The 12929-nt window shown below is 59.8% G+C and carries 10 protein-coding genes; 6 read left to right on the top strand and 4 right to left on the bottom strand.

Annotated features, from left to right (window positions below; all coding sequences use genetic code 11):
- Positions 1-242: 242 nt before the first annotated feature.
- The gene (gene cysQ, locus ACUTSC_RS14370) at positions 243-983 is read left to right on the top strand and encodes a 3'(2'),5'-bisphosphate nucleotidase CysQ (protein WP_197767165.1); all 741 of its coding nucleotides are present in this window, start codon (positions 243-245) and stop codon (positions 981-983) included.
- A gap of 1 nt (position 984) precedes the next feature.
- On the opposite strand, the gene ACUTSC_RS14375 is transcribed toward cysQ, so the two are convergent.
- Positions 985-1542: a YtfJ family protein gene (locus tag ACUTSC_RS14375; protein WP_197767104.1), complete on the bottom strand. Its 558-nt coding sequence runs from the start codon at positions 1540-1542 to the stop codon at positions 985-987.
- A gap of 330 nt (positions 1543-1872) precedes the next feature.
- Between ACUTSC_RS14375 and ACUTSC_RS14380 the strand changes: the two genes are divergently transcribed.
- Complete coding sequence (locus ACUTSC_RS14380) at positions 1873-2079, top strand: DUF1107 domain-containing protein (protein ID WP_004933604.1); 207 nt, start codon at positions 1873-1875, stop codon at positions 2077-2079.
- 66 nt (positions 2080-2145) lie between these two features.
- Here ACUTSC_RS14380 and ACUTSC_RS14385 read toward each other — a convergent pair whose 3' ends face one another.
- Together ACUTSC_RS14385 and msrA are read right to left on the bottom strand one after the other, a co-directional pair.
- Entirely contained in the window at positions 2146-3477 is a 1332-nt protein-coding gene (locus tag ACUTSC_RS14385; protein WP_197767103.1) for a CNNM domain-containing protein, read from the bottom strand.
- A 180-nt stretch (positions 3478-3657) separates the two neighbouring features.
- Positions 3658-4299: a peptide-methionine (S)-S-oxide reductase MsrA gene (msrA, locus tag ACUTSC_RS14390; protein ID WP_043139288.1), complete on the bottom strand. Its 642-nt coding sequence runs from the start codon at positions 4297-4299 to the stop codon at positions 3658-3660.
- 304 nt (positions 4300-4603) lie between these two features.
- Between msrA and tamA the strand changes: the two genes are divergently transcribed.
- Genes tamA through ACUTSC_RS14405 form a run of 3 tightly spaced genes read left to right on the top strand, consistent with a single transcriptional unit; the run spans position 4604 to position 10487 of the window.
- Positions 4604-6322: an autotransporter assembly complex protein TamA gene (tamA, locus tag ACUTSC_RS14395; protein WP_197767164.1), complete on the top strand. Its 1719-nt coding sequence runs from the start codon at positions 4604-4606 to the stop codon at positions 6320-6322.
- The gene (tamB, locus tag ACUTSC_RS14400; RefSeq protein ID WP_443003548.1) at positions 6319-10137 is read left to right on the top strand and encodes an autotransporter assembly complex protein TamB; all 3819 of its coding nucleotides are present in this window, start codon (positions 6319-6321) and stop codon (positions 10135-10137) included. The genes tamA and tamB overlap by 4 nt, the downstream gene beginning before the upstream one ends.
- Positions 10138-10139: 2 nt before the next feature.
- Positions 10140-10487 (top strand): gamma-glutamylcyclotransferase family protein, encoded by a 348-nt coding sequence (locus tag ACUTSC_RS14405; protein WP_052210577.1) that lies wholly within the window; start codon positions 10140-10142, stop codon positions 10485-10487.
- A 52-nt stretch (positions 10488-10539) separates the two neighbouring features.
- Here the strand turns inward: ACUTSC_RS14405 and ppa are convergent, their stop codons facing one another.
- The gene (ppa, locus tag ACUTSC_RS14410) at positions 10540-11070 is read right to left on the bottom strand and encodes an inorganic diphosphatase (RefSeq protein WP_004933594.1); all 531 of its coding nucleotides are present in this window, start codon (positions 11068-11070) and stop codon (positions 10540-10542) included.
- A gap of 260 nt (positions 11071-11330) precedes the next feature.
- On the opposite strand from ppa, the gene ACUTSC_RS14415 reads away from it, so the two are divergent.
- Positions 11331-12884 carry a methyl-accepting chemotaxis protein gene (locus ACUTSC_RS14415; protein ID WP_197767101.1) on the top strand — a complete coding sequence of 518 codons (1554 nt, stop codon included), beginning with the start codon at positions 11331-11333 and terminating at the stop codon, positions 12882-12884.
- The last annotated feature ends 45 nt before the right edge of the window (positions 12885-12929 follow it).

Here is a 12929-nt window from a genome sequence, read left to right on the forward strand (position 1 = left end):
CATTCCATTATTCGAGTGTTATCGCAGAGGGAAATGTAATTAACACTGCTTGCCACAGCAAACTGTGAAGTGTGGCAGAAAACGGCGGCAGGTAACGCGGGGAAGTTCACAGTTGTGCCCAACAAGATCTGAGGAATTCCTTGGGCTTAGCCGGTTGAGATGGATATTCGGCGTAAAAAAAACTAGTCTGCTAGCAGAGACAGAGGGAAATTTCCCACGGAGATGCAGAGTTGAGGTGCATGATGTTAGAGCGAATTTGCCAACTGTCCCGCGAGGCGGGGGCGGCGATCATGGCGGTGTACGACGGTGAACAACCGCTTGATGTCGCACAGAAAAAAGATGACTCACCGGTGACGGCGGCCGATCTGGCGGCGCATCATATCATCAAGCGCGGCCTGGCGGCGCTGACGCCGGAGGTGCCGCTGTTGTCTGAAGAAGATCCGCCGGCGTGGGAAGAGCGCCGCAACTGGACGCGTTACTGGCTGGTCGATCCGTTGGACGGCACTAAAGAGTTCTTGCACCGCAACGGTGAGTTCACGGTCAATATTGCCCTGATTGAAGACGGGCAAGCGGTGATGGGGGTGGTGTACGCCCCGGCGATCGACGTGTTGTATCTGGCGGAGCGCGGCAAGGCCTGGAAAGAAGAGAAGGGCGTGCGGCAGGCGATCGGCGTCAGCAACGCGCATCCGCCGCTGGTGGTGGTGAGCCGCTCGCATAGTGACGACGAACTGAAAGACTATTTGCAGCAGTTGGGTGAGCACCAGACCATGTCCGTCGGCTCCTCGCTGAAGTTCTGCCTGGTGGCGGAAGGCAAGGCGCAGCTTTATCCGCGCTTCGGGCCGACCAACATTTGGGATACCGCCGCAGGGCATGCGGTGGCGGTGGCTGCCGGGGCGCAAATTCACGATTGGCAGGGCAAGCCGTTGCTCTATACCCCGCGTGAATCTTTCCTCAACCCCGGCTTCCGGGTGTCGCTGTTCTGAGTTAGTTCGCCAACAGCTGGTGCAGTTTGGACATGACCTGCTGCACCTCTTCCGGCGTCAGCGCGCCGTCTTTAGCAAACTGAATGCGCCCTTGCTTATCCAACACCACGATAGCAGAGCCTTTCGACTGCAGATCCCAGGCCTTGCGCACGTTACCGTCGCTATCGACGATAAACTGCGACCACGGGAACTCCTTCTTGCTATCTTCAATGCTGCTGCGCACGAACATCGCGGTGCCCATCAGGGCATCGTCGGTGTTGACGATTGTCGTCGTTTGGTAACGATCGTGTGGTAGCTTCGCCTTCTTGATCGCTTCAATCAGTGGGTCGTTCATGTCTTTGGCGGAACTGCGGCCGGCAATATGTTGTATCACTCGCACTTTTCCACTGAGCTGCGCGCTGTTCCAGTTCTGGTAGCTAAAATTACCGTCAGCGTAATTGAGCTCTCCTTTGTCGCTGACGCCAACCGGCGCCACGCGTTGCTGGAGCTGGAAGTTGTGCGCGGAAGCGAAAAGCGGGGCGATCAGCAGGGATACCATCAGCATGCGACTTGTTTTCATGCTTTCTCCTTGTAATGGGGGGAATTTGTGCGACAGCACTTCGACAGCCTAAAGCATAGGATGTGATAAGAGGTCTGTCCTGTTAACCGGATCGCAGATTTTCCCTTGGTTCGCTAATCATCAGATTTTGAAGGGATATACTGAAAACGTTATAAATTATCATATACAATTCTGTCAAAAAGTGTAAATCCAGCGTAGATATCCGGGCAGAAGTGAACGTTCTGGTCTTTACTGGGTCTACTACATGCAATCAAGTTGCGTTCTGAATTTCGAGGCTGCCACCTTTGGCGGCTCGCTGAGCGCATGGATCAACGGGAGGAGCGTAAAAGAATGAGAATCTTCCAGCGTTATAACCCTTTGAAAGTGGCAAAGTACGTTAAGACCCTGTTTCGCGGAAGGCTGTATATCAAGGACGTAGGCGCATTTGAATTCGACGAGGGGAAAATCCTGCCGCCGAAGATTCGCGATAAGCGCCATTTCAGCGTGATGTCTGAAGTGAACCGTCAGGTGCTGCTGTTGCAGACCGAGATGGGGTAACACCTCGCTGACAGCGGTAAAAAAATGCGGCCCCAATGGGGCCGCTGATGTTTTTGCCGGCTGCCGTCAAGCCGCTGGAGTATCTTCCGGCGCCTTCGGCAGTACCGCCGTCGGTTTGTCGCTCAGCCGGGTGACCAGCAACTGGTCTATCTTGTAGCTGTCGATATCCACCACTTCGAACTTGTAGCCGGCGTATTTGACGAAGTCGGTGCGTTTCGGGATCTTGCGCAGCATATACATCATAAAGCCGCCGATGGTCTCGTAGTTGCCCGCCTGCGGGAACTCGTCGATATCCAGCACGCGCATCACGTCATCGATCGGCGTGCCGCCTTCAATCAGCCATGAGCTTTCGTCGCGCGCCACGATCTGCTCTTCCTGGCCCTGGCCGACCAAATCCCCCATCAGCGTGGTCATCACGTCGTTAAGGGTGATGATGCCCACCACCAATGCATATTCATTGAGGATCACCGCGAAGTCTTCGCCGGCGGTCTTGAAGCTTTCCAACGCTTCGGACAGCGTCAGCGTATCCGGCACGATCAGCGCCGAGCGGATCTGCACGCCGCTGCTCAGCACCAGACTCTGGTTGCCCAGCACGCGGTTCAGCAGGTCTTTGGAATCGACGTAACCGACCACCTGATCGATATGGCCGTCGCACACCAGGAACTTGGAGTGCGGATGGGTCGAGACCTTCTCCTTGATGCTCTCTTCGCTTTCGCGCAAATCGAAGTACACCACGCTTTCGCGCGAGGTCATCGAGGACGGCACGGTGCGCGATTCCAGTTCGAACACGTTTTCAATCAGCTCGTGCTCCTGCTTGCGCAGCACGCCCGCCAGGGCGCCGGCTTCCACCACCGCGTAGATATCGTCGGAGGTGATGTCGTCTTTACGCACCATCGGCAGCTTGAACATGCGGAAGATCAGGTTGGCCATGCCGTTGAAGAACCACACCAGCGGGCGGAAGATCATGATGGAGAAACGCATCGGGTTGATGATCCGGACGGCGACCGTCTCTGGTGCAATCATACCGATGCGCTTCGGGGTCAAATCGGCGAACAGGATAAACAGGCTGGTCACCAGCACGAAGGAGCAGATGAAGCTGACCTGTTCCGCCAGTTCGGGCGACAGGAAACGATCGAACAACACCTTGAAAGTGGGAGAAAAAGCCGCGTCGCCGACGATACCGCCGAGGATGGCCACGGCGTTCAGGCCGATCTGCACCACGGTGAAGAAGATGCCTGGGGTTTCTTGCAGTTTAAGCACTCTGGCGGCGTTGATGTTGCCTTCGTCCGCCATCAGCTTCAGTTTGATCTTGCGCGAGGCGGCCAGAGAGATTTCCGACAGTGAGAAAAACGCACTCACCGCGATCAGAAAAAGAATCAGTAAAATACTGTTTAACATAATCTATCCATACGTGCCGACGGGATGCCGGCGCTCTTGAGGAAGGGTAGTACATAGTAAAAAAAGCAGCGATAACAACCAGAAGGGAAGCTATCGGGCCGCAGAAGCGGCCCGCATAGTATAGCAGTTGCCCCACAGGGGCCGCCAGCGGTTAAAAAAGTGCCGCCGGCCGGCATCGGATCAGCCCTGCGGCGGTAGGCAAACGCCGATGCCGCCCAGGCCGCAGTAGCCTTCCGGGTTTTTGAACAGGTACTGCTGATGATCGTCTTCCGCGTAATAGAACGGCAGCGCCGGCGCGATCTCGGTGGTAATGACGCGCTTGTCGCCCGCCGCGTCCATCGCCTGCTGAAAGCGCTGCAGGCTACTCTCCGCCTCGGCCTGCTGCTCCGGGCTCAGCGTGTAAATCGCCGAGCGGTACTGGGTGCCGACGTCGCCGCCCTGGCGCATGCCCTGCGCCGGATCGTGATTTTCCCAGAACACCTGCAGCAGCTGTTTGTAGCTGACGACCTGCGGATCGAACACCACGCGCACCACTTCGGCATGGCCGGTCTGGCCGCTGCACACTTCGCGGTAGGTCGGGTTCGGCGTGTAGCCGCCGCTGTAGCCGGCGGCGGTGCTGTAGACGCCCGGCTGCTGCCAGAACAGGCGCTCGACGCCCCAGAAACAGCCCATGGCGAAGATCGCCACCTCCATGCCTGCCGGCACCTGGGTCATCGAGTGTTCGGTGACCACGTTGAGCGTTGCGACAGGCATTGGCGTGGTGCGGCCAGGCAGCGCGCTTGCCTTATCGACGGTTTGTGATTTATCAAAAAATGGCACCACGGTTGACTCCTGTTGTCACAGTAAGAATTGACCCTACATGGGGCGGTTCGGTTGTATCTCACCGCGTCTTTGCCCACAATAAGTGGCAACTTGGGTTTATGTATAAGCTTAACGCAGTATTTTGAGCGCCAAAAGTGAAGAATTCGCCTGTTGCGCGGCGGTGGCAAAGCGCGGCGGGCGGCGTCCGGAACAAAGCTGAAAAGGGCTGCCGTCATGATAGCGCGGAGTCTGCCCTGGCCCCGGAGCGAACACCATAACAGGAAAGTAAAATCAATAAGGAGAACACGTGCCAAAGTACCCGGTCATGTGCTTGATATCTGTGTTGCTTGCGGCACCTGCGGCCTATGCGGCGAACGTGCGGTTGCAGGTGGAGGGGTTAAGCGGAGAGTTGGAAAAAAACGTCCGGGTGCGCCTGTCGTCGATCACGCCTGAAGAGGTCGGCACCGACGGCCGCTTCCGCGCGCGGGTGGATGAGGCGGTGCGCCAGGGGCTGCGCGCGCTCGGCTATTACCAGCCGACCATCGAGTTTACGCTGGACGACCGGCCGGGGATGTCGCGCCCGGTGCTGCATGCCAAGGTCAATCCGGGCGAACCGGTGCGTATCGCCGGCGCCAACATCGTGCTGGAAGGCGGCGCGAAAACCGATGAGGATTACCTGACGTTGGTAAAGAAGGGCCGGCCGACCATTGGCGAGATCCTCAACCACGGCAAGTATGACAGTTTCAAAGGCTCGCTCACCGGCCTGGCGCTGCGCAAAGGCTATTTCGATGCCGATATGACCAAAAGCCAGCTCGGCGTGGCCGAAGATTTGCACAAGGCGTTTTGGGATATCGATTTCAACAGCGGCGAACGTTACCGCTTCGGCAAGGTGAAATTCACCGGTTCGCAAATCCGCGAAGACTATCTGCAAAATCTGGTGCCCTTTCATCAGGGGGATTACTACAGTTCGGAGGATTTGGCCGAGCTGAACCGCCGTTTGTCCGCCACCAACTGGTTCAACTCGGTGGTGGTGTCCCCTGATTTCAACGATGCCAAAGAGAACAAGATTTTGCCGTTGGACGCGCTGGTGACGCCGCGCACGCGCAACACCGTCGAAACCGGTATCGGTTACTCCACCGACGTCGGCCCGCGGGTGAAAGGCACCTGGAAAAAGCCCTGGCTCAACGATCGCGGGCATAGCCTGGAAACCAGCGCCAGCGTGTCGGCGCCGGAGCAACAGCTGGATCTGACCTACAAGATCCCGCTGCTCAAGAACCCGCTGGAGCAGTATTACCTGCTGCAGGGTGGCCTCAAGAACGTCGATCTTAACGACACCAAGTCCGTTACCTCCAAAGTGGTGGCCTCGCGCAACTGGGATCTCTCCAGCGGCTGGCAGCGGGCGATCAACCTGACTTGGCGCTGGGATAACTTTACCCAGGGTAACGTCAGCAACACCACCATGCTGCTGTATCCCGGCGTCAGCTTCAGCCGCACCCGCTCGCGCGGCGGCCTGATGCCGACCTGGGGCGACAGCCAGCGCTACTCTATCGACGTGTCCGACACCTCTTGGGGCTCCGGCGTGGACTTTGCGCTGATGCAGGCGCAGAACGTTTGGATCCGCACCCTGGCCGACAAGCATCGTTTTGTGGCGCGTGGGCAGGTGGGCTGGATAGAAACCAACGACTTCGACAAGGTGCCGCCGGATCTGCGCTTCTTCGCCGGCGGTGACCGCAGCATTCGCGGCTACAAGTACAAAGACATCTCGCCGCGCGGTGACGACGGCAAGCTGACCGGCGCCTCCAAGATGCTGACCGGCTCGCTGGAGTACCAGTACAACGTGACCGGCAAATGGTGGGGGGCGATGTTCGTCGACTCCGGTGAAGCGGTGAACGATATCAAGAAAAGCAACTTCAAGACCGGCGCCGGCGTAGGCGTGCGCTGGCAGTCGCCGGTGGGGCCGGTGAAGCTGGATATCGCCGCGCCTGTGGGAGACAAGGACACCCACGGGATGCAGTTCTACATCGGTTTGGGGCCTGAACTATGAGCCTGGTTAAAAAGATTTGTCTCGGATTTCTGGTCGTTCTGCTGTTGCTGATCGGCGGTCTGGCCTTCCTGGTGGGTACCACCACCGGTTTGCATATGGTCATCAACGGCGCGGCGCGCTGGGTGCCGGGGCTGGAGATCGCCGGCGTCAGCGGCGGCTGGCGCGATTTGACGCTGAAGGGCGTGAAGTATCAGATGCCGGGCGTGACGGTCAACGCCGGGCAGTTCCATCTGTCCCTTGATCTGTCCTGCTTTAAGCGCAGCTCGCTGTGCGTCAACGCCTTGACCGCCCAGGATGTGGACGTGGCGGTGAACACCAAAGAGATGGCGCCCTCCGCGCCGGTGGAGGAGAGCAGTGAGCCGACCACCAATCTCAGCACCCCTTATCCGATCACCCTGCGCCTGTTGGCGCTGAACAACGTCAAGGTCACCGTTGACGACACCGCCATCTCGCTGGCCGAGTTCCGCACCGGCGCGCAGTGGCAAGAGCGCGCGCTGACGCTGATGCCGACCAAGATCGGCTCGCTGCTGATCGCCTTGCCGAAAACGCCGCCAAACCCGTTGCCGGAAACGATGCAGCCGGCGGCCGAGGTGGCGAAAAAGGTCGGCGAACAGGTTACCGACGCGGCGAAGCCGGCACCGCAGCCGGAAGAGAAGCCGCTCGGCGAAACGCTGAAGGAGCTGTTCGCCAAACCGCTGTTGCCGGATCTGCCGGACATTCGCCTGCCGCTGGATATCACCGTCAAAGAGATCCGCGGCGAGCAGTTGCGCTTGACCGGCGATACCGACGTGCTGATCACGAGCCTGTTGCTGCAGGCCAGCACGCAGGATCAACATATCCAACTGGACAACTTCGACGTGAAGTCGCCGCAGGGCACGCTGTCGGTGCAGGGGCAGGCGACCCTGACCGGCGACTGGCCGGTGGCTCTGACCGCCAATAGCGCGCTGAACATTGAGCCGCTGAAGGGCGAAAAGGTAAAGCTGAACATCGGCGGCGGGCTGCGCGACGAGCTGAAGGTGGCGCTGAACCTGTCCGGCCCGGTCGGCGCCCAGCTTGATGTGCAAACCCGGCTGGCCGAAGCCGGCCTGCCGCTGGCGCTGACGCTGCAGAGCAAACAGCTGAAATGGCCGCTGAGCGGTGAGGCGCAGTACCAGGTCAACGATTTCCGCCTGCGCTTTAACGGCAAGGCGACCGACTATGCGCTGTCGACGCGCGCCAATCTGAAAGGCCAGGATCTGCCGCCGGCGGTGCTGACGCTGGACGGCAAAGGCAACGTCGAGCAGTTCAAGCTGGAGCGCCTGCGGCTGGCGGCGCTGCAGGGCAATACCGATCTCACCGCGCTGGTGGACTGGAGCAAGGCCATCAGCTGGACCTCGCAATTGACGCTGAGCGGCATCAATACCGCCAAGCAGTGGCCGGAATGGCCGGCGAAACTCGACGGCAAGATCACCACGCGCGGCAGTTTGCACGGCGGCAGCTGGCAGCTGCAGGTGCCGGTGCTGCAACTGGACGGCAACGTGAAGCAGAACAAGGTCACGGCGCGCGGTACGCTGAGCGGCAACGCCGCCGGGCAGTGGAAAATCCCCGGCATCGATCTGGCGCTGGGGCGTAACCAATTGAACGTCAAAGGACAGTTGGACGAGAAGAGCTGGAACCTGGACGCCAACATCGACGCGCCGCGTCTGGACGGCGCGCTGCCGGGCCTGGGCGGCACCGCCAAAGGGCTGCTGAAGTTGCGCGGCAATCTGCAGGCGCCGCAGCTGCTGGCGGATTTAACCGCTTCCGGCTTGCAGTGGCAGGCGTTGCGCATCAACCGCGTGAAGATTGACGGCGACGTGCGCTCCACGGATCAGATCCAGGGGCAGCTGGCGGTACGCGTCGAACAGCTGAAGCAGGACGCGCTGGAGGTCAGCTTGCTGACCCTCGACGCCAAAGGCAGCGAGAAGCAGCACCAGCTGCAGCTGAAGATTGACGGCAAGCCGGTCTCCGGCCAGCTGGCGCTGCAGGGCAGTTTCGATCGTCAGCAGCAGCGCTGGCGCGGCAATCTGAACAACACCCGCTTCGATACGCCGGTCGGGGAATGGCGCCTGACGCGCGCCATCGCGCTGGACTACCTGAACACCGAGCAGAAAATCAGCGTCGGGCCGCACTGTTGGCAGAACCCGAACGCCGAGCTGTGTGTGCCCAAGACCATCGAAGCCGGCCAGAGCGGCCAGGCCAGCGTGGTGCTCAACCGGTTCGACCTGGCGATGATCAAGCCGTTCCTTGGCCCGGAAACCGCCCTGAGCGGCGTGTTCACCGGCCGGGCCGACGTCAGCTGGAAGCCGGGCGGCGCGCTGCCGGAGGCGAAAGTCACGCTGGCCGGCAACGGCGTCAAGGTGGTGCAGCAGGTGCAGGGCAACGCGCTGCCGATCGCCTTCGATACGCTGACCCTCAACGCCGGCCTGAACAACGGCCGCGCGCAGGCCGACTGGCGGATCAAGCTGACCAACAACGGCCAGTTCGACGGCAATATCCAGGTGGCGGATCCGCAGGTGCGGCGCACCATTAGCGGCAACGTCAATATCACCAATATCTCGCTGGCGCTGATCAACCCGGCGCTGATGAAGGGCGAAAGCGCGGCGGGCATGCTGAACGCCAACCTGCGCCTGGGCGGCAGCGCGCAGAAGCCGCTGGTGTTCGGACGCCTGGCGTTGGATCGGGCGAAGGTGCAGGGGCACTGGATGCCGTTCGACATGACCGACGCGCGGCTGGCGGTGAATTTCAACGGCATGACCTCGACGCTGGAAGGGTTGCTCAGCACCACGCGCGGCCAGCTGAATCTGGCGGGCGACGCCGACTGGCGCGATATCAACGCCTGGCGTGCGCGCATTGCCGCCAAGGGCGACAAGCTGCGGGTGACGGTGCCGCCGATGATCCGCATCGACGTGTCGCCGGATCTGGTGTTTGAAGCCACGCCGCAGCTGTTCTCGCTCAACGGCAAGGTCGACATTCCCTGGGCGCGCATCACGGTGCAGGAGCTGCCGGAAAGCGCGGTGGGCGTCTCTTCCGACGAGGTGATGCTGGACGACCAGCTGAAGCCGATTCAACCGAAGACCGCCTCGATCCCGATCAACAGCAACCTGATGATCCACGTCGGCAACGACGTGCGGCTGGACGCCTTCGGCCTGAAAGCCCGGCTGAAGGGCGATTTGAAAGTGGTGCAGGACAAGAAAGGGCTGGGCCTCAACGGCCAGATTGACATCCCTTCCGGTCGCTTCCATGCTTATGGTCAGGATTTGATCGTGCGTAAAGGGCAACTGATGTTCTCTGGCCCGCCGGATCAGCCGCTGCTCAATATCGAAGCGATCCGCAACCCGGAATCCACCGAGGACGATGTGACCGCCGGCGTGCGCGTGACCGGCCTGGCGGATGCACCGAAGCTGGAAGTGTTCTCCGATCCGGCCAAATCGCAGCAGGAAGCCTTGTCTTATCTGCTGCGCGGCCAGGGCTTGAGCAGCTCCGGCGCCGACGGCAACGCCATGACCTCGATGTTAATCGGCATGGGGGTTGCACAAAGTGGTCAACTTGTGGGTAAAATCGGCGAGGCATTCGGCGTGAGTAATTTGGCTCTGGACACCCAAGGGGTTGGCGACAATTCCCAGGTTGTCGTGAGCGGCTATGTCCTCCCAGGCTTACAAGTAAAATATGGGGTGGGCATTTTCGACTCGCTGGCCACGCTGACGTTGCGTTATCGCCTGATGCCTAAGTTGTATCTTGAAGCGGTGTCTGGTCTCGACCAGGCATTAGATTTGCTCTATCAGTTTGAGTTTTAGCGATGCGAATAATTGTCTACGGCAGTTTACGGCGCAAACAGGGAAACAGCCATTGGATGACCAACGCCCAATGGCTCGGCGAGCACGAGCTCGAAGGCTATCAGATTTATAATCTGGGCCATTACCCGGCGGCGATCCCTGGAGAGGGCACGATACATTGCGAGGTGTATCGTATTAACTCATCGATTCTGGCAGAGCTGGACGAACTGAAAAGCAACACCAAGGACTATAAGCGCGAGCTGATTCAGACGCCTTATGGGAGTGCGTGGATCTACCTGTATAAACACAGCGTGGACGGTTACCCGCGGATTATCAGCGGTGACTGGCTGAAACGCCTCGAAGAACAGTAAGAAAAAAAACACCGCTCATTGAGCGGTGTTTTTTCATCGGACGGCGGCGAAATTACTTCTTGGCGGCGCGTTCGAAGGAGGCGATGATTTCCGCTTTAGCCGCGGCAGCATCTGCCCAGCCTTCCACTTTCACCCATTTGCCTTTTTCCAGATCTTTGTAGTGCTCGAAGAAGTGAGCGATCTGGGCTTTCAGCAGTTCCGGCAGGTCGTTCACGTCTTTCACGTGATCGTACTCTTTGGTCAGCTTGCTGTGCGGTACCGCAACCAGCTTGGCGTCTTCACCGGCTTCGTCGGTCATCTTCAGAACGCCAACCGGACGGCAGCGGATCACGGAGCCCGGCTGCAGCGGGTATGGGGTTGGAACCAGCACGTCAACCGGGTCGCCGTCCAGAGACAGGGTGTGGTTGATGTAGCCGTAGTTGCACGGGTAGAACATCGCGGTGGACATGAAACGGTCAACGAACAGCGCGCCGGTTTCTTTGTCGATTTCGTATTTGATTGGATCGGCGTTGGCCGGGATTTCGATTACTACGTAGATGTCTTCCGGCAGGTCTTTGCCAGCAGGGACCAGATTCAAGCTCATGTCGGTTTCCTTTAATCATCAAACCAGAAATGGAGTGGCGGCTATTATAGCGGACTCTTTTGCGATTTCCTGCCCTTTTCATCGTCGAAAACCCAGCGTGCCGGCGCGCGGAGAATTTCCAGATTAATCCCGCCGCGGCATGAAGTTTTGCCTCCGCCTGCCGATAACTTCAACAAACAATAATGAGCCAGCAAAGCTGGCTCCGCGTTTTGCCACCCCTACTACGTCTGATCTCACTATTCTGAAGCCGGGAAGAACTCATGCTAAAAAAGATTACGGTGAAGGCTGGGCTGATCGCCCTGCTGAGCCTGATGACCATGCTGCTGATCATGGTCAGCGTTATTGGCGTCAACGCGATTAACGAAGGATCGCGTTCGATCCATACCTTAAACCAGATCCTCGGCGAAGAGCTGGGCTCGCTGGCCAATAGCTCCAACCTGACGCTGCGCGCCCGAACCGCCGCTTCGCTGGCGGTGCGCCAACGGGAGATCGGCCAGACTGATGTCTCCGACGCCACCGTGGGCCGCATCTACGGTTACCTCGAGCAGTCGAACAAGGAAATGGCGCGCTTTGTCGGCGTCGGCACCGTGACCGATCGCGGCCGCGAACTCTCCAACCGCCTGCAAAACAGCTACCGCGCCTATCTGGAGCAGGGTGTGAAGCCGATGGCCGCCGCCATCAAGGCCGGCAAGATTGATGAGTATTATCACATTCAGGAGACGCGAATCTCCGCGTTGAGCATCGCTTTTGAAAAGGATCTCAGCGATTTCCGCAGCTTCGCCATGAAGCTCGGCGCGCAGCAGGTGTATGACGCGGAAAGCAATGCCAGTACCAAGATCACGCTGATTGTGGTGGCGGGCCTGCTCAGCGTGCTGCTGGCGGTGCTGGCCTGGTTCGCGCTGCGGGTGATCATTCTGCGTCCGCTGGACGAGTCCATCGCGCAGCTGGAACACATCGCCGGCGGCGATCTGACCCATGAGATCCGCGGCGAGGGCGATACCGAGATGGGCCGCCTGGTGCGGGCGATGCAGCGCATGCAGCAGGCGTTGGCCAGTTCGGTCAGCAAAGTGCGCGACGCCAGCAGCCAGATCGACACCGGTTCACGCGAACTGGCGGCCGGCAACCTGCATCTGGCGCAGCGCACCGAAGAATCGGCCGCTTCGCTGGAAGAAACTGCCGCCAGCATGGAACAGCTGACTTCGACGGTGAAAATGAACGCCGAGAACTGCGAACAGGCCAATCAACTGGCGCTGAGCGTATCCGATATCGCCAACCAGGGCAGCGACGTGGTCAGCCAGGTGATGAGCAAGATGCAGGCGATCACCGACAGTTCGCGCCGCATCGCCGACATCATCAGCGTGATGGACGGCATCGCCTTCCAGACCAATATCCTGGCGCTGAACGCGGCGGTGGAAGCGGCGCGCGCCGGCGAACAGGGCCGCGGTTTCGCGGTGGTGGCCGGTGAAGTGCGCAATCTGGCGCAGCGCAGCGCCCAGTCGGCGAAAGAGATCAAAGGATTGATCGAAGCGTCGCAGAACCGGGTGCAGGAAGGCGAGCAGATGGTGGAGTCGGCGGCGCAGACCATGAGCGGCATTACCGGCGAAGTGGGCCGGGTGACGGCGTTGATGCGTGAGATCTCGGCGGCGACGCGCGAACAAAGCAGCGGTATCGAACAGGTGAACCTGGCGGTGGCGCAGATGGATCAGGTGGCGCAGCAGAATGCGGCGCTGGTGGAAGAGTCGGCGGCGGCAACGCGCTCGCTGGAAGATCAGGCTCAGCTGTTGGCGCAGAGCATGGCGGCGTTCAAGCTGTAAGGTGATAAGGGTTCGGCGCGGCGCCGAACCCTTGCAAAGAACGCG

This window comes from Serratia sp. TSA_105.2, assembly GCF_052692115.1.

What these genes read in the sequence shown, in the direction of transcription:
- cysQ (WP_197767165.1), top strand. Translation starts at nt 243, where the DNA reads ATGTTAGAGCGAATTTGCCAACTGTCCCGCGAGGCGGGGGCGGCGATC.
- ACUTSC_RS14375 (WP_197767104.1), bottom strand. Translation starts at nt 1,542, where the DNA reads ATGAAAACAAGTCGCATGCTGATGGTATCCCTGCTGATCGCCCCGCTT.
- ACUTSC_RS14380 (WP_004933604.1), top strand. Translation starts at nt 1,873, where the DNA reads ATGAGAATCTTCCAGCGTTATAACCCTTTGAAAGTGGCAAAGTACGTT.
- ACUTSC_RS14385 (WP_197767103.1), bottom strand. Translation starts at nt 3,477, where the DNA reads ATGTTAAACAGTATTTTACTGATTCTTTTTCTGATCGCGGTGAGTGCG.
- tamA (WP_197767164.1), top strand. Translation starts at nt 4,604, where the DNA reads ATGTGCTTGATATCTGTGTTGCTTGCGGCACCTGCGGCCTATGCGGCG.
- tamB (WP_443003548.1), top strand. Translation starts at nt 6,319, where the DNA reads ATGAGCCTGGTTAAAAAGATTTGTCTCGGATTTCTGGTCGTTCTGCTG.
- ACUTSC_RS14405 (WP_052210577.1), top strand. Translation starts at nt 10,140, where the DNA reads ATGCGAATAATTGTCTACGGCAGTTTACGGCGCAAACAGGGAAACAGC.
- ppa (WP_004933594.1), bottom strand. Translation starts at nt 11,070, where the DNA reads ATGAGCTTGAATCTGGTCCCTGCTGGCAAAGACCTGCCGGAAGACATC.
- ACUTSC_RS14415 (WP_197767101.1), top strand. Translation starts at nt 11,331, where the DNA reads ATGCTAAAAAAGATTACGGTGAAGGCTGGGCTGATCGCCCTGCTGAGC.